At 40.3% G+C, this 24,225-nt stretch carries 24 protein-coding genes; 9 read left to right on the top strand and 15 right to left on the bottom strand.

Annotation, left to right across the window (positions count from 1 at the left end):
* Positions 1-128 precede the first annotated feature (128 nt).
* The 5 genes from J2Z37_RS06910 to J2Z37_RS06930 all read right to left on the bottom strand — a co-directional run bounded on the left by J2Z37_RS06910 (position 129) and on the right by J2Z37_RS06930 (position 4,067).
* Complete coding sequence (locus J2Z37_RS06910; RefSeq protein ID WP_209809481.1) at positions 129-893, bottom strand: SDR family NAD(P)-dependent oxidoreductase; 765 nt, start codon at positions 891-893, stop codon at positions 129-131.
* Positions 894-921: 28 nt separating this feature from the next.
* A complete protein-coding gene (locus J2Z37_RS06915) occupies positions 922-1,236 on the bottom strand; it encodes an NIPSNAP family protein (RefSeq protein WP_209809482.1) in 315 nt (104 codons plus the stop codon).
* 65 nt (positions 1,237-1,301) lie between these two features.
* On the bottom strand, positions 1,302-2,339 hold the full coding sequence (locus tag J2Z37_RS06920; protein ID WP_209809483.1) for a TRAP transporter substrate-binding protein: 1,038 nt from the start codon (positions 2,337-2,339) through the stop codon (positions 1,302-1,304).
* A 47-nt stretch (positions 2,340-2,386) separates the two neighbouring features.
* On the bottom strand, positions 2,387-3,091 hold the full coding sequence (locus J2Z37_RS06925) for a FadR/GntR family transcriptional regulator (protein ID WP_209809484.1): 705 nt from the start codon (positions 3,089-3,091) through the stop codon (positions 2,387-2,389).
* A 193-nt stretch (positions 3,092-3,284) separates the two neighbouring features.
* A complete protein-coding gene (locus J2Z37_RS06930; protein ID WP_209809485.1) occupies positions 3,285-4,067 on the bottom strand; it encodes a S1C family serine protease in 783 nt (260 codons plus the stop codon).
* Positions 4,068-4,193: 126 nt separating this feature from the next.
* On the opposite strand from J2Z37_RS06930, the gene recQ reads away from it, so the two are divergent.
* On the top strand, positions 4,194-6,014 hold the full coding sequence (recQ, locus tag J2Z37_RS06935) for a DNA helicase RecQ (protein ID WP_209809486.1): 1,821 nt from the start codon (positions 4,194-4,196) through the stop codon (positions 6,012-6,014).
* A gap of 36 nt (positions 6,015-6,050) precedes the next feature.
* On the opposite strand, the gene J2Z37_RS06940 is transcribed toward recQ, so the two are convergent.
* From J2Z37_RS06940 to J2Z37_RS06950, 3 genes are all read right to left on the bottom strand, one after another.
* Positions 6,051-6,821: a GDYXXLXY domain-containing protein gene (locus tag J2Z37_RS06940; protein ID WP_209809487.1), complete on the bottom strand. Its 771-nt coding sequence runs from the start codon at positions 6,819-6,821 to the stop codon at positions 6,051-6,053.
* Between the two features lie 2 nt (positions 6,822-6,823).
* Positions 6,824-8,017, bottom strand: a complete 1,194-nt coding sequence (locus J2Z37_RS06945) for a DUF2157 domain-containing protein (protein WP_209809488.1) — start codon at positions 8,015-8,017, stop codon at positions 6,824-6,826.
* 223 nt (positions 8,018-8,240) lie between these two features.
* A complete protein-coding gene (locus J2Z37_RS06950) occupies positions 8,241-9,782 on the bottom strand; it encodes an alkaline phosphatase family protein (protein ID WP_209809489.1) in 1,542 nt (513 codons plus the stop codon).
* A 146-nt stretch (positions 9,783-9,928) separates the two neighbouring features.
* Here J2Z37_RS06950 and J2Z37_RS06955 point away from each other — a divergent pair, with 146 nt between their 5' ends.
* On the top strand, positions 9,929-10,696 hold the full coding sequence (locus J2Z37_RS06955; RefSeq protein ID WP_209809490.1) for an SDR family NAD(P)-dependent oxidoreductase: 768 nt from the start codon (positions 9,929-9,931) through the stop codon (positions 10,694-10,696).
* Positions 10,697-10,819: 123 nt separating this feature from the next.
* On the opposite strand, the gene J2Z37_RS06960 is transcribed toward J2Z37_RS06955, so the two are convergent.
* Positions 10,820-11,614 (bottom strand): alpha/beta fold hydrolase, encoded by a 795-nt coding sequence (locus J2Z37_RS06960; RefSeq protein WP_209809491.1) that lies wholly within the window; start codon positions 11,612-11,614, stop codon positions 10,820-10,822.
* Between the two features lie 196 nt (positions 11,615-11,810).
* Between J2Z37_RS06960 and queC the strand changes: the two genes are divergently transcribed.
* The 3 genes from queC to queE are packed head-to-tail and all read left to right on the top strand — an operon-like array spanning position 11,811 to position 13,664.
* The gene (queC, locus tag J2Z37_RS06965) at positions 11,811-12,482 is read left to right on the top strand and encodes a 7-cyano-7-deazaguanine synthase QueC (RefSeq protein WP_209809492.1); all 672 of its coding nucleotides are present in this window, start codon (positions 11,811-11,813) and stop codon (positions 12,480-12,482) included.
* The gene (locus tag J2Z37_RS06970; protein ID WP_209809493.1) at positions 12,476-12,958 is read left to right on the top strand and encodes a 6-pyruvoyl trahydropterin synthase family protein; all 483 of its coding nucleotides are present in this window, start codon (positions 12,476-12,478) and stop codon (positions 12,956-12,958) included. Before queC ends, J2Z37_RS06970 begins: the two co-directional genes overlap by 7 nt.
* Complete coding sequence (queE, locus tag J2Z37_RS06975) at positions 12,951-13,664, top strand: 7-carboxy-7-deazaguanine synthase QueE (RefSeq protein ID WP_209809494.1); 714 nt, start codon at positions 12,951-12,953, stop codon at positions 13,662-13,664. Before J2Z37_RS06970 ends, queE begins: the two co-directional genes overlap by 8 nt.
* A gap of 53 nt (positions 13,665-13,717) precedes the next feature.
* Here queE and J2Z37_RS06980 read toward each other — a convergent pair whose 3' ends face one another.
* Both J2Z37_RS06980 and J2Z37_RS06985 read right to left on the bottom strand, forming a co-directional pair.
* On the bottom strand, positions 13,718-14,965 hold the full coding sequence (locus J2Z37_RS06980; RefSeq protein WP_209809495.1) for a nickel pincer cofactor-dependent isomerase, group 22: 1,248 nt from the start codon (positions 14,963-14,965) through the stop codon (positions 13,718-13,720).
* A gap of 140 nt (positions 14,966-15,105) precedes the next feature.
* Entirely contained in the window at positions 15,106-16,389 is a 1,284-nt protein-coding gene (locus J2Z37_RS06985) for an MFS transporter (RefSeq protein ID WP_342453793.1), read from the bottom strand.
* Between the two features lie 225 nt (positions 16,390-16,614).
* Between J2Z37_RS06985 and J2Z37_RS06990 the strand changes: the two genes are divergently transcribed.
* From J2Z37_RS06990 to fdhD, 3 genes are all read left to right on the top strand, one after another.
* Positions 16,615-18,009: a hypothetical protein gene (locus J2Z37_RS06990; RefSeq protein ID WP_209809496.1), complete on the top strand. Its 1,395-nt coding sequence runs from the start codon at positions 16,615-16,617 to the stop codon at positions 18,007-18,009.
* Positions 18,010-18,100: 91 nt separating this feature from the next.
* Positions 18,101-18,775, top strand: coding sequence for a tetratricopeptide repeat protein (locus tag J2Z37_RS06995; RefSeq protein WP_209809497.1), 675 nt, complete (start codon positions 18,101-18,103; stop codon positions 18,773-18,775).
* Positions 18,776-18,840: 65 nt separating this feature from the next.
* Positions 18,841-19,614, top strand: coding sequence for a formate dehydrogenase accessory sulfurtransferase FdhD (gene fdhD, locus J2Z37_RS07000; protein WP_245203644.1), 774 nt, complete (start codon positions 18,841-18,843; stop codon positions 19,612-19,614).
* Positions 19,615-19,752: 138 nt separating this feature from the next.
* On the opposite strand, the gene J2Z37_RS07005 is transcribed toward fdhD, so the two are convergent.
* From J2Z37_RS07005 to J2Z37_RS07020, 4 genes are all read right to left on the bottom strand, one after another.
* Positions 19,753-20,796 carry a siderophore ABC transporter substrate-binding protein gene (locus J2Z37_RS07005; protein ID WP_209809499.1) on the bottom strand — a complete coding sequence of 348 codons (1,044 nt, stop codon included), beginning with the start codon at positions 20,794-20,796 and terminating at the stop codon, positions 19,753-19,755.
* Between the two features lie 162 nt (positions 20,797-20,958).
* A complete protein-coding gene (locus tag J2Z37_RS07010; RefSeq protein ID WP_209809500.1) occupies positions 20,959-21,726 on the bottom strand; it encodes an iron ABC transporter ATP-binding protein in 768 nt (255 codons plus the stop codon).
* On the bottom strand, positions 21,723-22,679 hold the full coding sequence (locus tag J2Z37_RS07015; RefSeq protein WP_209809501.1) for an iron chelate uptake ABC transporter family permease subunit: 957 nt from the start codon (positions 22,677-22,679) through the stop codon (positions 21,723-21,725). The genes J2Z37_RS07010 and J2Z37_RS07015 overlap by 4 nt, the downstream gene beginning before the upstream one ends.
* Complete coding sequence (locus J2Z37_RS07020; protein WP_209809502.1) at positions 22,666-23,622, bottom strand: ABC transporter permease; 957 nt, start codon at positions 23,620-23,622, stop codon at positions 22,666-22,668. The genes J2Z37_RS07015 and J2Z37_RS07020 overlap by 14 nt, the downstream gene beginning before the upstream one ends.
* Positions 23,623-23,974: 352 nt before the next feature.
* Here J2Z37_RS07020 and J2Z37_RS26095 point away from each other — a divergent pair, with 352 nt between their 5' ends.
* Positions 23,975-24,178 carry a DUF3973 domain-containing protein gene (locus J2Z37_RS26095; RefSeq protein WP_209809503.1) on the top strand — a complete coding sequence of 68 codons (204 nt, stop codon included), beginning with the start codon at positions 23,975-23,977 and terminating at the stop codon, positions 24,176-24,178.
* Positions 24,179-24,225: the final 47 nt, after the last annotated feature.

Here is a 24,225-nt window from a genome sequence, read left to right on the forward strand (position 1 = left end):
AAAGCATCTAAAATCGAGATTATTTCAAGATTAGACGGAAAAACTCCGCTTATTTTCTTAAAAGTAGTTACATGTTTGAAATTAAGCGGAAGTTCTCCGCTTAGATGGACCGATAGTTCTGATCCGTCTTACCAAGCGACCCAACCACCATCAACTGGTAAAGTATGTCCAGTCACAAAGTTAGACATATCCGATGCTAAGTAAAGCGCTGCACCAGCAACATCCTCTGGTTGTGCCACTTTTCCCATAGGGATTCGGCGAATCACATCGTCGTAGAATTCTTTATCCGCTAAAATGGGTTTCGTTAATGGAGTTTCAACAAAAGTAGGAGCAATGGAATTCACCTGGATATTATAAGGAGCCCATTCGATTCCCAAAACTTTTGTTAATTGCACCACTCCACCTTTACTTGTACAATAAGCTGCCCGCTTATATAAACCAACAAGCCCCATCTGTGATGCAATGTTGATAATTTTCCCGTTGCCTTGCTTGACCATGTGTTTGCCTACTTCTTGACAGCAGAAGAAAAGGCCTTTCTGGTTCAAGTTCATGACGCGATCCCATTCTTCTTCGGTTACATCCAAAGCATAATTCAGGACATTTGTTCCTGCATTGTTAACAAGTATATCTATTCTTCCAAAACGCTCTATAACTTTGCTAACCATATTCCGAATATCAGAGACATTGGAGGCATCTGAAACCACGGTAAATACCTCGACATCAGGATAGGATTCCTTTAGTTTTGCTTCCGCATCTCTTAATGCCTCTTCTCTGCGCGCTGTAATTGCCACCGAACATCCGGAATTACAGTAGGCTTCCGCAATAGAAAAACCGATTCCCGCACTTCCTCCAGTAACCAACGCCACTTTTCCTTGTAAATTTATCTTTTGCATGGTTTCCCGTCCTTTTTTTATCTGCGTTTTATTTAATCGGTGAAAAGTTTGCTGCATTCATTAATTTTGATTCCTGCTTCAATAGCATTGGAAACGCCTTCGGAATAAAGTTTTCAAGCCATTCTGGATCACTGTAAAGAGCCTTTCTCTGCTTTGCGCGTTCATCAAGGCTTTCCCATTCCCAAATATGGACGATTTGATTTAATTCACCAATCTCAGTATAAAAGAATCCTATTAATTTTTGGTACTTAGAAATAATAGGGTAGCCAACTTCCTCAAAGTGCTTAAGATATTCATTTAAGTATCCTACTTGAATGGTATATGTCCTCATTTCATAATACATAGAAATCACTCCTAACATTGATTTGGAAAGGACAAGCTCCGTATAGAGCCCGTCCTTTTAGTTTTTTATGAGTTTCTAATCTTATTAACGATCTCTTCGCCAAAGGAATTTTTCTTGTAGAATTCATCATAGATACCTTTGGTCGCATCAATCATTTGATTCTTAAAGTTTTCATCTGGAACAATAATCTCCAAGCCCTTTTCTTTTAAGAATTCTTTATCTTTGGCTTCATTATCCCTATATAATTGCCACTCATATGCAGCAGACTCCGTCATGGCATCCTGAACTACTTTCTGTTGCTCAGGTGTTAACCCATCCCAGAATTTCTTGTTCATAATAATGTTATGTGGTAAAAAGATGTGATTGGATTCTAACACATGGCTTTGAACCTCATACCAAGCATTAGCCCGCAACGTAGCATATGGGTTATCTTGTCCATCAACAACATGTTGTTCTAAAGCGCTGAAGACTTCGGAAATTGGCATCGGCGTTACCGTTGCACCAAGTTCTTGACCTACTGCAATCATTTGTGGAACGTTTGGCATTCTCACCCTATATCCTTTGAAATCCTCTATTTTTTCAAGCGGTTTGTTGCTAGAGAAGACTCGGAATCCATTGATTCCATATCCCAGCAATTTCACACCCGTATTTTCTTCAATTTGCGCAGCAATCTCTTGTCCAATTTCGCCTTTTAAAACAGTTTGCGCATGATCAAGATCCCTAAACAGGAAGGGAAGGCTTAAAGTCGATACCTTCGGTACTTCAGGCTCGATAATAGCGGAGATAATGGCAACTTCCAGGGTTCCGGCACGAACACTGTCATACATTTGTTCCTCTCCACCCAACTTACTGTTGGAATAGATGTCTACCTTTAATGTACCATTTGAATTTTTCTCAACTAAAGTTTTAAACTTTTCATTCAGGGCAATATTAACCCCATGATCATCAGCATACCAGTTCGCAACCTTGATCGTTTTGGTTTCCACTTTTGGTGCAGAATCGGAACCCTCTGCACTTCCTTCTGATGTACTAGAGGCACACCCCGCTAGTAACATGGAACTGGACAAAGCAAGACCTAAAACACCTGCTGTTAATTTTTTCATATGACTCTCCCCTTTTTTCTCTTATATGTTTTGAATCACTTGTAACCTTAGACGAAATCGATAACTTGTCTTTTTACGTTTTCTAGATGGTGGATGAGTAGTTGCCTTGCTTTTTCAGGATTTGCCTCATTTATCGCTTGAAAGATTTCTATGTGTTCCTGTAGTACAACTTTCGGTTTCCCAGGAATAAGCATGGCCTCTGATCGTGCGGCTTGAAGTCCATCTATACAAGCTTCCGAAATCATGCGAAGTGTGGTAACCATCATTGAATTATGGCTTGCCTCCACAATGGCCATATGAAAATCATAGTCTTCCTGAGCGGCGACTTGATTCGTACAGACAGAATTCTCCAACCGTTCAAGCGCTTGTTTTATATTTTCCAGGTCCTGTTCATTTCTTCTTTCAGCAGCAAAGAAGCTAGCTTGTCCCTCAAGACTTTGACGAAGTTCCAACAATTCCAACAGATCTGTTCTTTCCTCGCGAAAGGTTGCGTTTAAAAGGCGGAAAAGTTCTGCTTGAGAATTCTGCAACAGAAAGACGCCTTTACCAGACTGAACTTCCACTACTCCCTTAGCTTCAAGAATACTAAGCGCTTCTCTCACCGTTCCTCTAGAAACATTTAGCGAACTTGCTAACTCCCTTTCCGAAGGGAGCTTGTCGCCTGGTTTAATGATACCGTTTTCAATGGAATCCTTAATTCGCTCCACGATAATATCTGAAACCCTTTGCTTCTTAATCGGTGCATAATCCATATCAGTCCCCCCTTATGGTCAGGTGGTTAGCTGGTAAGACCATCCAACCGATTGATTTAATTATAGCAAAAGACAGATAGGGTTTTCAATAGCCAATTATTAAAATCTTATATAAGTCCCTGCTAACTGTGAATTTTTATTCAATTTAGAAGAGGTGTATACAAAAAAAGAAGGTTATTATCCCTCCTGTTTGTCAAAGCAAGCTATCTTCTTTCAGATACTTAATAGGTACGGCTAGCCCCACTATTCCCTCTTGCCCAGGTTGCTCGACAGTAGCAAAAACGACAGCGATCACCTCGCCCGCCTGATTAAATACGGGGCTTCCGCTGTTTCCTTTATAAATTGGCGTTTTGATCATCAAAACAGGTTTGGCAATTCCTTGCACATCAACCATTCCCAAGATCTCGCCCTCATTAGCGATTAAAGGAAAACCAAGTGGATTCCCAATAAAGTAGACTTTTTCTCCCTTTTTCCAAGAATAATCATAATTTGGTGTCAGTGTGGCAAATCCTTCACCGTCCACCTTAAGGACCGCTAAATCTAATTCAGGGATTGCAGTTTGCACCTTGGGAATCTGTGTAGACCCATCGGCAAAATGAAGGTAAAGGCCTTCTGCATTTTCAATCACATGATAATTCGTAACCACAATACCAGTAGAATCAATGGTAAATCCAGTTCCTTTGCGGTCCAAACCAACGACCGATACGACAGCCTGTTTCTTTTTACTAATCTCCTCATTTTGATAGAGGTGGTAGGAAGTACGAAGGAATTCCACCGCATTCCACTGGATCATCGCCGGCCAAAAAGTTAATATATTTAAGAATAGGGCTATCACTACAAGAACCGTCACCCCTCGGGTTATCCGTTTCTTCCACCGCGACCTTTTTACCCGCATTTCTTCCCATTCATGCTCTTCCTGATCTACCAAATCCCAGTCTGGCTCACTATATTCTTCCTCTTTCCGCTCATCCGTCATGGCTATACACCCATTTCCCCCTCATTTTGGAATCCTCTTAAAAAGTATCTTAGCATAAAACAAGGGGGAAAAATTCCTGTTAAAATGTTACGATAGATAAAGAAGTACAAATAAAGGATGAATCCCATGCTTAACAAAGCTCAGAAAATACTCGAACAATTTTTTGGATATTCTTCATTTCGTGCAGGTCAAAAAACAGTGATTGAGAATCTCTTGCATGGCCACCATACCCTTGCTACCATGCCAACTGGCGGAGGGAAATCGCTCTGTTATCAAATTCCCGGACTGGTTTTAGACGGCACAGCATTAATCATTTCCCCTTTAATATCCCTTATGAAGGATCAAGTGGATAGCTTACTCACACTCGGTATTTCTGCAACATACATAAATAGCTCGCTCGAATCGAAAGAGCAAATAGAACGATTAAAACAATTAAAAGCGGGCGCCTTTAAATTTGTCTATGTAGCACCCGAGCGCTTCGAGTCCTATGAATTTATCGAAGCCCTGCAAGCGATCAAAATTTCGTTAATTGCCTTTGACGAAGCACACTGTATTTCCCAATGGGGCCATGACTTTCGTCCAAGTTATCGATCCATCGTTCCCAATCTAAGAAAGCTTCGGCAACAACCTGTTAAGGTTGCGCTTACCGCTACGGCCACCGGAGAGGTCATTGCTGACATTCAGGAACTCTTGCACATTCACCCGAAACATCTAGTTAATACCGGATTCGCCAGGGAGAACCTACACTTCCACCTGGAAAAAGGGGTAAATAAAGAAGATTTCTTATTAAATTATGTCCGTTCACATCCTAAGGAATCTGGGATCATTTATGCTCCAACACGAAAAATAACGGACCGAATCTACCAATTATTTGTTGATAAGGGAATTCAAACTGCTCGTTATCATGCTGGTTTAGCTGAGAGTGAACGACAGCTTGCACAAGAACTGTTTATTCGCGATGAAGCCCCGTTAATGGTAGCAACCAACGCCTTTGGTATGGGGATCGATAAATCCAACGTTCGTTATGTGATACATTACTCCCTGCCAATGAATATTGAAGCCTATTACCAGGAGGCGGGACGTGCCGGACGCGATGGTGAACCAAGTGATTGCTACTTGCTGTTTTCTGCCCAAGATATCCAACTGCAGAAATTTCTTATTGAACAATCCCAAATGAACGAGGAGAAAAAAGAAAGGGAGTATGCCAAATTACAGGATATGGCGAATTACGCCTACACCCGTCGCTGCCTTCAACGTTATATCCTTGATTATTTTGGTGATGAAAAGGGTGAAGAAAATTGCGGCCGCTGCAGCAATTGCTGTCAAGAGGGGGAATTAAAAGATCTCACCAAAGAAGCCCAAATGATCCTGTCCTGTGTGAAACGAATGGGCGAACGGTTCGGGGTTTCCCTTACGGCAAAGGTATTAAAGGGTTCCAAAAACCAAAAAGTATTGGAGTTTGGGTTCCAAAATCTAAGCACCTACAATTTGCTCCCCCACCTGACAGAGAAGGACATTACCAATCGGATCAATTATCTTGTGGCGGATGGATATCTTTCGATTCAGGATGCTAAGTTTCCAACCTTGAAACTGACACCGTTGGCCTACGATGTATTAACCGGGAAAGCGGAGGTTTGGGTGAAAGTAAAAGCTAACGAAGCCGCAAAAGATGCGAGTCATAACGAGGAATTATTCGATATATTACGCGGACTGCGAAAACAAATCGCAACGAAAAAGAATCTTCCACCTTATCTTATTTTCTCCGATGTCAGCTTAAAGCAAATGGCTCAGGTTCTTCCTGCACACCCTTGGGAAATGCTAAATATCTCTGGGGTCGGAGAAAAGAAATATGAGCAGTATGGGGAAATCTTTTTACAAACGATTCAGCAATTTGTTGAGGAACAGGGGATTGCAAAAAATCATGGTACGGCTACATCACTTCCATAAGATAGAGCAGGCTAGAATGCCTGCTCTATTGCATCTTTATTTCCTTTCGGCGATGATCTCTCCTGTTTTGGCATCTATAGCCACTTGAACCGCTTCTCCCATTTTTGATGGCGAACCTTTTTCAAACTTCACCACTTCCAGGAGCCAAACTGGGCGTTCCTGGTTTTCGTACCGATTGGTCAGTTGGGTAAAATTGACCTCTACGGCAATCCCTTTTTCTTTATAAAATTCAAAGACACGATCTCGCGCCTCCCACTCCGTCATCACATCGTTGGCAATAAAGGTTAAACTGGATAAATTTTGACCCCAGGAGGCTACCTTAACGATGACGTCAAATTGTCCCCGCTTATTCTCCAACTCCTTCCCTGTACCCTCTGGCACATAATATCGTTCAAACCCATAAAGAACGTGAAACGATTGAAGGGGTGAATCTTCTTGTAGCTGTGGATCCCATTGACGGGTGACAAAATTGACTCTTCCTTTCACCACTTGTTCGTCTTCCTCCATTACTGATGGTTTTTCTAAAGAGGCAGACACTAGCTGATGATAATCTCCTTCTTTTTTAAGTAAAACATAGACTGTATCCCCTTCTTTCGGAGGACGCTTCCCTTTAAATTGCGAAAGGTGAATTTCACTAATCTCATAGTTAAGCGTTACATAATCCCCATAAAACAGGTCTCGCGGGTCCACGGGGGCTGTTTTTAAATGAACTTCTTCCCCATACCATTCCACTGCATAGTGTGAAATAGCCATCCCAAGCAATACCAACACTTGAAGGAAGATGATCGCAATAAATTTCCTCAGCATGTCTATTCCCCCCCTTTCGTCATCCAACGGTCTCTCCTGCGTAAAAGCCAGTGGATGACAAACAGCATTATGCCGCCAAGAAGAAAGAACAACGATTTATCCAGGAAGTCCCAGGCCAGTTGAATATATCCTAAGAAACAGCTATACATAAACAAAATGACGCCCATTTTCGACTTCCAGCGATGCTCTTCTTGATCGCCGTAATAGATCAAAAGAAGAGAAAAGACGAATAAAATCAAAAGGTATAAAAGATCCCCAAAGGGAAGATAAAACATCGGTAAGAACAAGACCACTGGGACAAGCTTGCCTTTTTCCCAACCACTTTTGTATACAGCAAGAATCAATAGTCCTAAAAATAAAATCATATAGGCAATCGGATTAGCTAAGAAATCGGTATGATCACGCACATCGCTTTGTGCGAACACCATAACCGATGCAAAGATCACTCCAAACGTATGGGACCAGAAAAGAAATCCCCCGGCCACGGACCTTTTCTCCAATAAGAGCCCTACAGCGTAAAAACCGATGGGTATAATACTCAACCAGGACCATGCGATATCATTGCTAAAGATCAAAAATACTATCTGAATACCTAGCAGAAAAGATAATAACCAACCAACCAAGGAATGTAAGGTTGACCATGCGTAGATACCTAATCCAAATAAAGTAAGTACCAAGATCAACCAACTTGCTTCCCCAAAGGAAACCATCGCATAAACCTGACCGGTGAATAAAATCACGGCGGTGATAAAGTAAAAAAAATTTCTGCGATATAAGTACAACATCCCCAAGCCCGCTAAAGCCCAAATGGCAAACACCCGAGCATCATAGGCAATCAAATGAAACATTTGTCCAATGAGAATCATGCTGGCACCGAAGGTGACAACCCCTAATCCTAACAATCCTTGCCCAACCCAGGGATGACCTTTGCGGTATAAGGTAAACCCTGCTGAATAAAAGCCGAGCATCGTGATTAAAAGAATAACGAATCTTGTGATTTGCGACATCCCATCCCAATTGGATGCCACAAAGGTCAGTAAACTTAGTCCTACCAAGATTGATGCAAAAATCGGCAAAAAAGAAATCATACGATGTTGTTCAGGATATAATTGTAAAATTTTCTCGTATTGTTCGTGGGTAATTATTTCCTTGTCAACCCATTCTAGGCCTTCTCGCCGAAGCCATTTCTGTGACATTGTGATCCCACCTTTACCTTTTCGTTTAACGAATTGATCTTACCTTTCATTCTACAGATTTCCATCAATTACAAAAGTACCAACTTTTTTTGGTACCCCCGAAAAGCGGTCAGACCCCAGCCCAAATTGGTCGAATATAAAATGAGGCTACCTTGCTACATACCGTTCATTTTAAATGGATTCGACCAATTCCGACTAGGGCCTGTCCCAATTAATAGATAGTCTACTTTTCAAGAATCTGCAAAATGAGTGGCTTCAGTTGAACAATTCTTAGATCCTTGGGCCTTTCGGGCGTGCCTGTAAGAAAGAAGGGGACATAGGAATCTATTTCATGAAACGAACCGTGTGCGCCTCCTCCTACATGTGTGGGAGAATCCGTCCCTTTCATTTCATAGCCCGGTTTACTCGTTACCACCAAATAATCCCCTTGATGGGAGTGTAGAGCGGCATAAATTCGCATAAAAGCATCGGGATAGGCACCGTAATCAAGATGCTTTCCTTGTTCAGCAATTCGAACATTCAACACATTTTTATTTCCTTGTATATCCCATTTTTGCCCATATCCATCCGTGTAACTCGTCCCCTTCCGAACACGCATTACGTCTGAAGAACCTCCACGCCTAACCTCAATCCAAGGTCCATTCTTCCAACTGATGGTATCCAGTCTGGCATCGGTGGAAAGAAGATCTGCCAATTCCTGTACTTTTATGTTGGGCTTTAGCGAATAAATGTAAGACATTCTTTCGTTGACAGCCAATGCCAACTCATCATTGGAACGAATACCCTCTAAATCTACAATACGGTATCCGGCAAATAATTTTTCCAGATCTATAATGGCTTCCTTTTCATCCCCAATGATGGGTGTTACACCACTATCCCCCATGATGATGATAGTATGGTTTCGAATCGCCTGTTCCCAACTCCCAAAGGCATTTAACACGGCTTGTAATTGCATGTCAACTTGAACAACAGAATTCACCAGATTTTTACCGTATTTATGTGCTTCATGATCAAGATCCGGCATGTAGACAATGGTAAGAGCGGGTAACCTTTGTTGTTGAATCAGGTTCACAAGGTGTTTCGTAGAGACTTCGTTATTAAAACCATAGTATTTGAAATACTGGTTGTTAATGGAACTGTTTTGATAGTGATGAAACGTTCCTAATACAAAATATGTGGTCGCGTTGGTTTCCATATTCTTAAAGGGACCCGGAATTTGCAAGGTTTGTTTTTGCCGTCCACGATAGACAAGATTATTTATAGATGCCGTTGCGATGCCCTGATCTTCTAATTCTTCATGAATGGTTTTCACATTTTTGCTTAGATGTGTGTTATTTAGGTGAAATAATCCATCTTCCATTACCTGCTTTACACCACTCTTTACAATAGCCGGAACCCCGTCTCCATAATGAATTAAACGATTTTCGCCCTTATTGTACCAACGTAGTGCGGGAATATGATGCTGATCAGGGTATGTTCCTGTAAGTACAGTACTGTCAATCGAAACGGACATGGTTGGAAAGGAACTGACCATCTGATTCGTGTAAAATCCATATTCCTTTAAAAAGGAGAAAGCTGGAACCTTGTTTTGCTTCATTAATGTTTCTAAAGGCTCTATCAATAAAGAATCGACGATAACCAGAATGACTTTTTTCTCTGCCGATTTTGTATTTATTGATGAAAGTCGAAATGGATCGGGTTGCTGCCCGCAGCCCACCATTAGCAAACAAAAAAACAGAATAATGATGCCTCTTATGTTTATCAACTACATCACCTGAATTCCTTTTCCTGTTAGGATTTGATATTTCAGGATCTTTTATCCAAAATGTGTACTCTATTCATCTCAATTGTTTCTATTAAATCCAATTTTTTGTATACTTAAACTAAACTACATGAAAGGGTCGATGGAGGATGATTCCAAGTTTTAGAATTGATGATAAAGTGGCCATTATTACAGGAAGTGGTTCGGGAATTGGGAGGACGCTGGCCTTAAGTTTAGCTCATGCCGGGGCACACATTGTGGTAACCGAACTCCCTAATCGCCTTGAGGCCGCTGAAGAAACAGCAAGAGAAATAAAGAAACTGGGAAGACAAGCCCTTGTTGTCCCGCTGGATGTAACAAATTTGCAAAGCATCGAACAGATGGTAGAAACAACCCAAAGGGAATTTGGAAAAATTGATATTCTCGTAAACAATGCTGGGATTATCATCCGTAAGAAAGCTACCGAGGTTTCAGAACAGGACTGGGATCGCGTGCTTGATATCAATTTAAAGGGAGTATTTTTTACCAGTCAAACTGTAGCAAAAGTCATGATCCAACAAAAAAGCGGTAAGATCATTAATATGTCCTCTATTAATGGGGTCATCGGATCACCGGAGAGAGCCTCCTATACCGCAAGCAAGGCTGGGGTTGTCAATTTAACGAGGACATTAGCGGCGGAATGGGCTGAATTCGGGATTAACGTAAATGCAATTGGTCCTACCTATTTGCTAACGCCACTGACAACCACCCTTTTTGAAAATGAAACCTTTAAAAAGCAATATCTAGATCGCCAGCCGATCAAAAGATTTGGCACTCCAGAAGATCTGATTGGGACAACGATCTATTTGGCTAGTCCAGCCTCAGACCTCGTTACAGGGCAAACGATTATGGTAGATGGTGGATGGACGGCTGTATAAGTGGAAGAAACCTCTAATGAAACGGGTACTGTGCACCCGTTTCCGAAGATAAGGGATCTGTGGTCCGCAAAACTAAAGGACCACTCTCCCCTTCTCAAGTCAAGAAATGATCCCAAAGCTATGTTAATTATTTACAAGAAAATTGATCATAATCTCTACAAGCTCCCTCGGTGCTTCAAACATACTCGTATGACCGCAACCGCTCATTTCTACTTGCTTGATATGTTCATCATGAACCGAAAAGGTCCTTTCTTTCGGGATAATAAGATCCTGACTGCCTGCAAGCAGTAGTACCGGAATTTGAAGTGAACCAAGAACATGATTACGATCGGGTCTTTCCCTCATTCCAAGCAGGCACCCTATAGCTGTACTGGGACTTGTCTTTATGCCAATTTCAAAAGCCCACTTCGTCATCACATCGCGGTTTTCTAGCCGGTCCGGGGCAAAAAATTTAGCAATAAATCCTTCAAGAAAAGTCCCCATCCCCTTTTCTTCAATGGTATTTATACTTTGAAGTCTAGCTTCCTTTCCTTTATCAGTATCGGAGAGCGCTGTAGAATGGATGAGTGATAGACTTTTTAATCTGTCAGGATATTTCTCAGCAAAGGCTAAAGAAACATAACCACCCATAGAATGGCCAAAGATGTCTACCTTATCAATCTCTAAAGCATCTAGTAAATTTTGAATATCCTCTGCCATTTCCTCCATACTAATGGCTGCATGTACCGAAGTATGTTGTGACACACCATAACCTCTTAAATCCGGAGCAATCACTCGATATTTTTGAGATAGTAACGGAATGACTTCTTTCCACGAATCCGAACTACAACAAAAGCCATGCAGTAGGACAATAGGGTTCCCATCACCCTGCTCTTGATAAGATAGCTTACGACCACATAGATCCAGAACCTTCTTCATTCTTCCTTCCCCTCTCAAACTATGTCAGCTCAATTATAACATGGAATATTTTAAATAATAGAAACGCAATCTATTTAAAACCTTTTAATGGAATAAAACCAGTTTTTATGATTATGCCTTCAATTAAAAGGTATTAACATGTATAATTCGTATTACAGTGTTTTTTGCATGATTTATATGTAGGGGAGTTTTGACCATGTTAGAACAGGAAAAGGCCCTTGTGGTTTTTAGCGGCGGCCAAGATAGCACAACATGTCTTGCTTGGGCCTTAGATCAATTTAAAGAAGTGGAAACTGTCACTTTTAATTATAATCAAAGACATAAACAAGAAATTGAGTGTGCGAAGGAAATCGCTGCTTTTTTTAATGTAAAGCATCATATATTAGATATGGGACTGCTTAATCAGTTAGCACCAAATGCGCTCACTCGAAGTGAGATCGAAATTCAAAAAGGAAATGAGGGCGAACCTCCGAATACCTTTGTCGATGGGAGAAATTTATTGTTTTTATCCTTCGCTGCCATTTTAGCCAAGCAGATTGGGGCCAGACATATCGTCACAGGTGTTTGTGAAACTGATTTCAGCGGATATCCCGACTGCCGGGATATCTTTATTAAATCCCTAAACGTTACCTTAAATTTATCGATGGACCACTCTTTTGTTATCCATACTCCACTCATGTGGCTAGACAAAAAGGAAACGTGGAAGCTGGCCGACAAGCTTCATGTTTTTGATTTTGTCCGAGAACATACCCTTACTTGTTACAACGGGGTAATTGGCAGCGGATGCGGGGAATGTCCGGCTTGTGAATTGAGAAACCGGGGATTACAGGCCTATTTGCTAGAAAGAAGTGAGGATGAAAAATGTTAAATGATGTAACCATATGTAAAATTTTTACCTTTGACGCGGCCCATCAACTGATTGGTCACAATGGAAAATGTGCAAACCTGCACGGACATACGTATAAATTAGAAATCTTTTTGAAAGGACCGGTTGTTGGGCCTGATTATCCATCTGAGGAAGGTTTTGTGATTGATTTCGCTGAGCTCAAAAAGATTGTCAAAGAGATGGTATTAGATCGGTTAGACCATGCATTTTTGGCCAAAGGAAATGAACCGATCATTGAAACATTGAAGGAAACTAACTCTAAAATTGCCCTTATGGGATTTCGTACAACAGTTGAAAATCTATCGGCTTATATTTGCTATCTATTGAAAGAAGCTGGACTTCCTATTTATTCTGTGAAACTGTGGGAAACCCCAACAGCATGGGCACAAGTTATGGCATCGGATATCCCTGAAAAGGGCCCTTTTTACCGGGTGAATGGGGGATGTGATTATGAGTAGAGTGCCTGTGTTGGAAATTTTTGGACCAACGATTCAAGGTGAAGGTGCAGCAATTGGCATGAAAACGATGTTTGTTCGCACAGCCGGCTGTGATTATTCGTGCTCTTGGTGCGATTCAGCTTTTACCTGGGATGGATCTGCGAAAGACCAAATCCGAATGTTAACACCGCAGGAAATTGTCCTTGAGTTAGACTCTCTTGCTGCGAACAATTACAGCATGGTGACGATTTCCGGGGGAAATCCTGCCCTGATTTCGGAGCCAATGGAAAAGTTGATCGATCTTCTCCGTGATCGTCAGGTCAATATTGCTGTAGAAACCCAGGGGACCCGCTGGCAAAATTGGTTTAACAAGGTGAATATCCTAACAATCAGCCCTAAACCTCCAAGTTCCGGGATGGATACCGATTGGGGAAAACTGGAACATATTCTTGCACATAGCAAAGACCCCCTTATTTCACTGAAGGTGGTCGTTTTTAATGATGAAGATTTTCTTTACGCTAAACAAGTCCACCAAAAATATCCGAAAATCCCCTTTTATGTTCAGGTAGGAAACGAAGATGTTACAGAAGAAGGGGATATTTCCGGACGCTTACTGAAAGGGTTAGAATGGCTATTTCAAAAGGTCATTGATGACCCTGAGATGAATGAAGTACGAGTACTCCCCCAACTCCATGCCCTAATTTGGCACAATAAAAGGGGAAAGTAACAAAACCAACCTCCCCTCCGAAAGATCAGGGGAGGTTTTTTGATAACTTTACATTACCATGCCATATATTCCGGTTCACTTAGGATCTCTATCTTATCATTTTGCTTTGCTTCCTCCAATAAACTTTCCGAAATCCAAATTTCCTTCAGATGGAGGGTGGTATGGATTCGAACCAAACGGACTTTGCTCATATCGAAGACATTAGAGGTTTTAATCGCAGCTTGTACAGCCAATTCAGCCGTTGGTAGAAACATGGGAAGCTTTGCTACGGTAGTCACTGTACTGGTAATCGCATTTGCATACCCTTTTTCCCACTCGATTTGCTCAAACAGCCTGCGCGTGGTCACATCTGCGAGCCCCATTCCGTTAGCATTTCCATGGGTTTTTTCAGTTAAACCTAAGACAGCAATCCGTGTGACTTGTGGGCCGCCACTAGCATATGGTGTCCCGAATCTTCCCGTTATATTAGGGTCCATACCGCTTCCAGAAATGTCTTTGCCCAGTTCATTGACAACTAACACATCAATTGGATCAAACATAATTCTGGGCATCAGAGATTTTGCTTCAAGGAGCAAATCAGGTTCCACTTCAAACATCTTTTCCGCTGGCACGGCAATGATTTTTGCAGGACGGTCATATGCATTTTCTAGGATCCCCAGGCCAAATATAATTGGCGACTTTTGTAAGGATATTCGTGCCATCTCCGGCACATGTTCCCCCATATACTTAAAGCCGTACCCATGCGCTTCATTTGCACCCTTTTGTTTCCCTAAACCGATAGTGATCATCTTTAAAAGTCCACTTTCATAGGGTCCACGGAATGCTGTATGCGGTTTAATCCTGCCTATCACGATGATCTTGTCAGCTTCGTAAGCATTTTTATCCATAAAAACAGGGAGTCCCTTTGGCAATCTTCCCACTTCCACAACATCCATACTGGAAATGATCGGGGCACCAACAAACTCCTCTGTTACCCCTAACTTTTCTAGCACATCCAACTGTCCCTCTGCTGTCGCACCTCCATGGCTTCCCATGGCGGGTACGATAAAAGGACTGCCCTCTACTGATTTAACCGCATTCACGACTTCTCTTGCAAGGACAGGAATATCAGCAATTCCCCTGCTGCCAACGGCAATGGCGACGCGATCCCCCTTAGAAATCCGTGACAAGACCCCCGTCTCTTGTATGGTTTGGTGCACAGCGTCAACTACGTTTTGAATTTCCGGTGCATGAAAGTTTTGTCTAATTTTCACCATTTTAGGAATGGGAACTTGTTTGACTAATGATTCGATTACGTCCATCCTTATCACCATCCATTTTCATATATATTTTAATATAGGATATAGATATTTCCTTTTGTATTTTCAGACATATCTATCGATATTTATTCTATCATAAATTTCTTTTTGAAATGAAGGTTTCTATGAAATAAACCACCAAGCTATGCTTGGTGGACCACAACACTGTTTGTTCTTTTACGAATATTAATGACCAGTCCAGAAGCTACCAAACACGAAATACCAGCTAAAAGGAATGCTAGCTCATAATCTCCGAAAAGAGAGTACAGTAACCCTCCGCCATAAGCTGCAGTTGCTGCTCCAAGTTGATGGGAAGCCCAGATCCATCCGAAGACGACGCCGCTTTGTTTGCCAAATTTATCGTTGCATAAACGAACGGTTGGTGGTACGGTAGCCACCCAATCCAACCCATAGAACACTATAAAAAGAATAAAATAAAAGTTAGAATCCCCTAAGGCAAATGGAAACAGCATCAGCGAGAGGCCTCGTAAACCATAATACCAGAATAATAACCACCTGCTATCCCAACGATCCGTAAACCAACCAGAAGCCAAGGTTCCTGCAATATCAAAGATCCCCATCACAGCTAGCATCCCTGCAGCTCTCACCTCAGGAATTCCTACGTCGATACAGGCTGGAATAAAATGTGTGCCAATCAGTCCGTTTGTGGACAGTCCGCAAACAAAAAAACTAATCGCTAGCAGCCAAAATTCTTTGGAACGTACGCCTAATTTTAAACCAGCCCAAGCTACGGTGAAAATTCCGCTGTTAGCCGGTGCTGGACTGTCTTCTATTCCCACTGTTTCATCCGCACCATACGGCAGTCGCCCCACATCACTTGGTTTGTTTCGCATAAATCCAAACACAAGGAGAACCAACACAAGGGAGGCAATGGAAGTAACCCAAACCACGGCCTGCCACTGATACTCGGATACAATTTTGGCAAAAAGCGGCAGGAAAATAAGCTGTCCAGTTGCTCCACTAGCAGTAAAGATGCCAACAATAAATCCTCTTCGCTCCTTAAACCACTTGTTGGCAATGACAGCTCCTAAAACAGAAGAAGTTAGCCCTGCCCCTAATCCTACTACCAGTCCCCACAAAAGGGTCATATGCCATTCTGCCGTCATGAAAGACGACACACCTGTACCTATCGACAAGAGCAACAAGGCGAAGACCATAATCGGCTTGACCCCATACCGCTCCATCAGTGCAGCAGCAAAAGGACCGCATAATCCATATAAAATCAAATTAATAGCCAAAGGAAAAGTAACCGCTGAACGCTCCCATCCAAGGGATTCCTCCAAGGGAACAATTAAGATCCCTGGTGTTGACCTTACACCTGCTGAAATAAGTAAAGTGAGAAATGTTATTGCAACAATGATCCAATAAATCGAACTACTTTTTTGCTTTGTTTCTATTTCATTCACTAGAGGTTCCTCCCAGAAGCTTTCTTTCAATTTGGTCTATTATTCTGCATAAAATTAATATTTCCTTCTTTCGGTAGCGATTATCGATTCGATTTCGCTTATAAAGCATATGTAAATTCTGTATTTAGATGAATAGATTCATCCCTTGCAGAACTTTGCAAAAAAGAGAATAATATAACAAAAGAAAAAGATTTACATTATAAAAGAGTGGAGAATAAAACCAACATGAATAAGCTGAGATTAAAAAAATGGATGGGAAAAGATTCATCTTTACTTCTTTACGTTTATACAGCACCCATTCTTTTGTACGTCATTTCTCAATTTGCGGAGATTCCATACCTTCGCGCTGTTATAGGAATCACGACCCTTTTAGCGTTGTTGCTTTCCCTCTCGTATGCAAAAGGGCTCTATCTCACCTCCGGGATCCTTTTCCTGGTAGCCGGTGGGGGGTTATTTGGGTATAATCAATTGCCCTTATCCAGCCTAATCTTGTATTTTGATCAGATGCTAGGATTGCTCTCCTTATTTTTTGTGCTGCCTTTCATTAATTCCATTATTCGGGTCGGACATTACGATAAAAACCTGAGTATACTATTACAGGATAAAGTCACAAGTTTAGGAAAGTTTTATCGCCGCAGCTTTTTCGTTACACATATCCTAAGCCCTTTGTTGTTAATTGCAACACTGCCTTTAATTAAGAACTCGTTAAATGTCACATTGAAGGAACTACCAGGCGATCGATTTAACAAATTTTGTGTACAAAGTATATTACGTGGTTACACGCTTGCTCTTATGTGGAGTCCGATGGAAGTTCTTGTAGGCACAACGCTCGATATTACGAAATCCAAATACTATTTAGTCATCCCAATTATACTTTTCATTGTGATCACCGCTGTACTTTGTGATTGGGCAATGTCCTCGTTCCGTTTTAAGGGGATTGAATTGCCAGATAAACCTGGAAAAAGGATTTCCTATAAAACAGTATATAAAAAAATTATCCAGTTAATCAGTATGCTTCTGGTGCTGGTTTTACTGGTTACCTGGACTGAACAAACTTTAGGAAAAGGGTATCTTTTTTCGGTCGTTTTATTAATCATCCCCGTATCCGTTATATGGGCCGTATTGATTGGCAAAAGCAAGAGGTATACAGATGTCACACTGCCGTATTGGAAAAAGGGAACTAAAGGGTTGTCCAATTATTTTTTTATGTTTACTAGTGCAGGATTCTTTGTACAGATGCTCTCCAAATCGGAGTTATTAACCTATCTGGAACCTGTTTTTACTTTAGCATCGGAGAAAACATTCTTGTTTTATTTATTGATCGGGGGATACTTTCTCCTTTCCGCCTTCTTAGGCTTTCACCCGCTTGTTACGTTGACCTTAATTGGGGAATTGCTACAGCCCGTTCTGCCGCATGTTCAAGTCATTCCACTTACGGTTGTCCTGATTACAAGCAGCCTGGCGACTGCAATGTACAGCCCTTATAATTTATCGGTATCGATTATGTCAGACTTATTAAAAGTGAATTCTTACCGGATCGGCTACTGGAATCTATTATTCACCTTGTTCTTTATGCTGTTAAGCATAAGTATAGCCTACTTGTGCAGTTACCTTTATTAAGGAAAGCTTCAATCGAAGCCCATTCGAAGAAGTCTATACTTTCCTATTCGGTAAAGTATGATAAAATCTGAGGAAAGGAAGGTGAATCCTTTTGAGCAAATTTATTCTTTTTTCACTCCTATGGTGGATTACAGGAAGTCCCTTTTTGGCCATTCTGCTGCTGCTGATTATTTTTTATTTGATCGATCGCCGGTATGTTGGAATTTTCCCTAGTATTACGCGTCCGATCCAAAGAGCGAGGAGAATGGCAAGATTAAAAGAAGAACTTCGTTTAAACCCCCATCACACCGGAAATAAATTAGAATTAGCGAGAATCTATCTTGAAAAGCGCCAATACCAGGAAGCACTATCCTATTTACAAGAAGTCTATGAGAAAATGGAGGATGCACCGGAAATTCTCTATGAGCTTGGACTCTGTCATCTTAAAACAGGGGAAATCGAAAAAGGGGAAAAGATGATTCTCGACGCCTTGCGTGGAAATCCACACGTAAAATACGGGGAACCGTATTTGGAATTGGTGGATGTTTTCAGTAAGAGAAATACAGAGAAAGCATTTTATTACTTACAGCAGATTCGAGCGATCCACTCCTCCTCTGTAGAAACATATTATCGGTTAGGAAATCTATATATAACCATGGGGCAGCGATCGGAAGCAAAGGCAGCCTTTGTTGAGGCTGGAGAAATATATCGAGGTCTTCCTAAATATATGCGGCGAAAACAGAGAAAATGGGCTTGGCTATCGAGCTTGAAAAAACTGTTTTCCTAGGAGGGGTGAAATTGTTACGTGTAACTACAGACAAAAACAACATCCTTCAATACACCCAAGGAAAGATGACCTTAAAAGAAGATCTGATCGTCACTGAACATCCAGTCACACTGAAAATTAACGGAGTGGAATTTGCCACCCTTGTATGTACACCGGAGTATATGGAAGACATGGCAATCGGATTTCTGGCCTCAGAGGGTGTCATTTCAAATTACAATGACATAAAGGACATTTGGGTACAGGAAAAAGAGGGATTCATCCATATTAAAATAGATGCACTTGATCCGAACTTCCAATACTTAAGCAGTAAGCGCTATATTGCTTCTTGTTGTGGGAAAAGCCGCCAAGGATTTGTTTTTTTTAATGACGTTAGGACTGCCAAGCGGATTCAAACTACAGATGTCAATTTATCCTTTGAGGATTGCTTTCGTTTGATGAATCAAATGCAGGAAGAGGCAACTACCTTCTCTCAAACTGGCGGAGTACACAATGCGGCCCTCTGTGACCGAAACCAGGTCCTGCTTTCGCGGATGGATATCGGACGGCACAATGCACTGGATAAAATCTATGGCTACTGTATAAAACACCAAATTCCTATGACAGATAAAATCATCGTGTTTAGCGGAAGAATTTCTTCTGAGATTTTGCTTAAGGTGGCGAAAATGAGGTGTGAAGTCATCCTCTCCAAATCCGCTCCAACCAGTTTGACGCTAGAATTGGCGGAAGACTTGGGAATCACTACCGTTGGTTTTATTCGAAATGAATCGTGCAATGTTTATACACATCCAGAACGTTTTCTTGAATATAAGAATCTACGGTTGCAAGACTTGGATAAGTAAATAACAGCTCAAATCCCCATCTAGTGTATAGGGGGGATTATTTTTATGCTTTCATTACTGGTTAACTATAACGGGGCTGCCCATGAAAGTTCAGTTTTTAATGACTTTCTGGATAGCCCCTTTATACAAACTCTGAACCTATTTTAATTCTGCTAATACTTCTTCGATTTTTGCCAGTTCAGATTCTATTCCTCCTCCACTTAAGTACCAAAGCGGACCATCTAAATACACGATTCTATTGTTTTTGTAGGCTTGCGTTTTCTTAATAATTTCATTTTCCATATCAGCTTTGATGTTAGATTCACCGCCAACAGCCGCTGTGCGATCGATTACAAATAATACTTGTGGATCAAATTCTAATATGGCTTCGAAACCGAAGTTTGAACCGTGTGAAGAAGATTGGATATCCTTTGTTACAGGTTTAAAGCCGTATTTGTCATATATGTAACCGTAACGAGAGTTTGTTGCGAAACCAGATAATTTACCTTCGTTATACATCGTTACTAATGAAGTTTCATAGTTGCCGGCTAATGCCTTAATTTCTTCTAAAGCTGAATCGAAATTTGCAAGATATTCTTTAGCTTCCGCTTCTTTATCGAACATTTTTGCTGCCACATCAACAGAAGCTAAAAATGTGTTCCAATAATCATCTTGCGAAGTACCAATGAATACAACAGGAGCGATTTGTTTTAATTCTTCATAGTATGGGGCTTGACGACCAGAAATAAAAATAACATCCGGACCAATCTCTGCGATATCTTCAAATAGTGGTTCTTTTAACGTACCAATGTTTGTATATTTATCACTTGAATAGTCTTGAAGCTGAGCTGGTAGAGCAGAATCTTGAGGAACCCCAACTATCCCTTCTACTCCAAATGCATCTAGTGTATCTAAGAAACCATAGTCAAATACTACAATTTTTTCTGGCATCTTATTGAATGTAACTTTTTCAAAGCTAATCGTGCCTTTTTCTTCATTTTCTGTTGAAAAAATGGTTGGAGATACGTTCATTGGATATGAGCCTTGCTCATCTGTGGCTGCTGCATCGTTTGTAGCTTGTTTTTCAGCTGCGGTATTTTCATTTGCTTTTGCTGTTGTAGAGTCCTCGTTAGACCCACAAGCACTAAGCATTAACATTGCAGCCGTAGCTAAAATTGAACTAACTAATTTCCATTTTTTCATTCTGTCTTTCTCTCCTTTTATTTTTCATTTTATACTTCTTACACAATAATAATAATTATGATAATCATTATCATTGATAATGATTATCATAATTACCGAGAGATTAAGTATCGTCAATATGATTTTGGAAAATTATTTCTATTTTTAGAATCAACAACAATCTTACGTATGTGAATTGAAATATACACAGATGCGACATCCATTTTGTTCCTGAATGGGAATATCCATATCGTATATATCGCGCAGTGACTCAGAATTAATAATCTCATGCGTTGGCCCATTTTTCACAAGCCTTCCATTTTTCATTGCGACAATGCGATCAGAATAAACAGACGCAAAATTAATATCGTGTAATACAATGACAACTGTTTTGCCTAGTTCATCAACAAGCCTCCGTAAGATTTTCATGATTTGAACAGAGTGCTTCATATCCAAGTTATTTAAAGGCTCATCTAGTAATATGTAGTCTGTGTCCTGCGCAATAACCATCGCAATAAACGCACGTTGTTTTTGACCGCCAGATAATTCATCTAAAAACTGATCTTGCATTTGGGTTAAATTCATATAATCAAGTGCTTGATTAACAATTTTTTCATCCTCTGCTTTAAGGCGTCCTTTCGAATAGGGATAGCGACCAAATGAAACAAGCTCACGTACCGTTAATCGAACATTAATATAGTTCGCTTGCTTTAATATCGAAACGCATTTCGCAAATTCAGTCGACTTCCATTTCCTCACATCCTGTTGATCAAGTAATACTTCTCCTGTATCTGCATCTAATAAACTACTTACCATGGAAAGAAGTGTAGATTTACCCGCACCATTCGGCCCGATAAACGATGTAATTGTCCCCGGTTCAATTTTTACAGATACGTCTTCTACAACAGGCTTTTTCCCAAATCGCTTCGTTAATCCCTTAATTTCAATCATCCTGCTGACCTACTTTCTTTTAATAATAGGTAAATGAAGTAGATGCCACCGATAAAATTAATAATGACACTTAATGTTGTACGCAATTCAAAAATATGTTCAGCTAGGAACTGGCCACCGACTAATGCAATAATACTAATTAAACTGGCACCTAAAATTAAAACAGAGTGCTTATAAGTATCAAAATATTGATAGGCAAGGTTCGCCACGATTAACCCGAAGAACGTAATTGGACCAACTAGAGCTGTAGATGTCGCAATTAAAAACGATGATAGTATTAAAATATTCATGACCATACGATCATAGTTGACGCCAAGGTTAATGGCATTCTCACGCCCTAGTGACATAACATCAAGTGTATCCATAATGATATAACCATAAATAAATGCAATGAATAAAATAGTACCAGCAATATATAATAGATCAGCCTTTACACTTGTAAAGCTTGCAAATAAGCGGGTTTGCAGACTTAAATATTCCACTGGATCAATCATGACTTGTAAAAATGTCACTAGACTTCCTAATAGTGTTCCTAAAACCATTCCAATCAGAAGAAGTAAATAAACAGGATATTTATCCGCCCGAAATAAGAAACGATATAAAATCAGTGCAAATAATACCATTGCGATAATCGCTACACTAAAATTCAGATATTTATTTAATACCCAAATTGACATTGACCCTGCAAAGAAGTAAATGACCGTTTGCACAACTTCGTACATCGAGTCAAGACCGATCATTGAAGGTGTTAAAAGACGGTTATGTGTAATGGTCTGAAATACGACTGTTGCATACGCAATCGCAGCCCCTGTTACAATCATTGCTGCAACACGAATCATACGTCTTGGAAACGCATAATCAAAACCACCTTTTATATCATAAAATGCAAAGAACAAAATACTTATTATGGCTAATACTCCTAAAAAAATTAACTTCGTACTATTTTTTCGCATATGCTCTTCCCCTAAACAACATAATTAAGAAGATCACACTACCGATTACTGCCACAGTTACGTTAACTGGAATCTCATAGGGGTGAATAACAATACGTCCAGTAATATCACAAACTAATAGAAAAGCAATCCCCAATACTGCTGTATGTGGAATGGTTTTTCGTAAATTATCACCCAAATAAAGAGAGACAATATTAGGCACTATTAAACCTAAGAATGGAATAACCCCAACAGTCAGTACGACCGTGGTAGATATAATCGCAACAAGAATCAGGCCTATATTTAAAACAAACTTATAACTTAAGCCCAAGTTCTTCGCAAAATCCTCTCCCATACCTGCGACAGTAAATTTATTCGCATAAAGATACGCTAAAATAACGGCTGGAACACTCACATATAACAGCTCATAGCGGCCTGAAATTATTAATGTGAAACTCCCCATTAACCAAGATGAAATATTTTGAATAAGATCTGCTTCATAGGCAAAAAATGTCGTAATCGATGATAAAATATTTCCGTACATAATCCCGATTAACGGAACGAAAATGACATCTTTAAATTTAATGCGATCTAATATTTGCATGAAAATGAATGTTCCAACCAAGGCAAACACAAAGCTAAATAGGACTTGCTGCATATATCCTGCTTTTGTAAAAAATAGCATGGAGATTAAAATCCCCAATTTTGCTGAGTCTAGCGTTCCAGCAGTCGTTGGCGATACAAATTTATTTCGGCTTAAAGATTGCATGATCAATCCAGCAATACTCATTCCTGCTCCCGCCAATATAATCGCCATTAAACGAGGCAGACGACTGATTAAGAAGATTTGCGTCTTATCCGAGCCCCAGTCGAACAAGTCACTTACCTTGATATCAATCGCGCCTACAAATAACGACACACATGAGAGCGCTATAGTTGCAATGATTAGTATCCACAATTTCATTTATGCAGTCCTCTTAACGTATATATTTTTAGCACAAATGTTGATAATAATTATTATTCCCAGTATAAATCAATAAAAAAATTTGTGTGCAAACTTTGCCCTGCTCCCCAAATAGATGAAGTTTGATGTTCCATAACGCCTCCTTATTGATAACGATTATCATAATTAACTATGTAAATGATATCCAATATCATTCTCAATGTCAACAACGAAACACTCTATCCTTATTTACTCTCCCTCCCCCGGTACTTGTCACTTTTTGTCGATATGAATTACTAGAAAAGTGTGGCATCTTGTCATACAATTTAACTTGTGTGTTTTTATCCTATTAAAAAGGAGTTATAAAAGGCTGATGTACTACTGTCTCACCTGTAATAAGATTCATCAACATGATATGTCAGCGGAGAAAATCTTTGAATCAGGTTATATCCTTGTGAACGATACCAAAGTGCCCTTAGGAATTTGTAAAGCGGAAGATAGCAAAAAAAAGAAGAGAAAGCTGCAGTTCAACAAGTTATTCTCATCTTTTAATCCTCTTATAATTAAGAACAGCTAGTTAAGGGTGAAAATACCGATTGGATTTTCCTCGATACCACATATTAT

Origin of the sequence: Ammoniphilus resinae, from assembly GCF_017873965.1 — a bacterium.
GTDB classification, from domain to species: Bacteria; Bacillota; Bacilli; order Aneurinibacillales; family RAOX-1; genus Ammoniphilus_A; species Ammoniphilus_A resinae.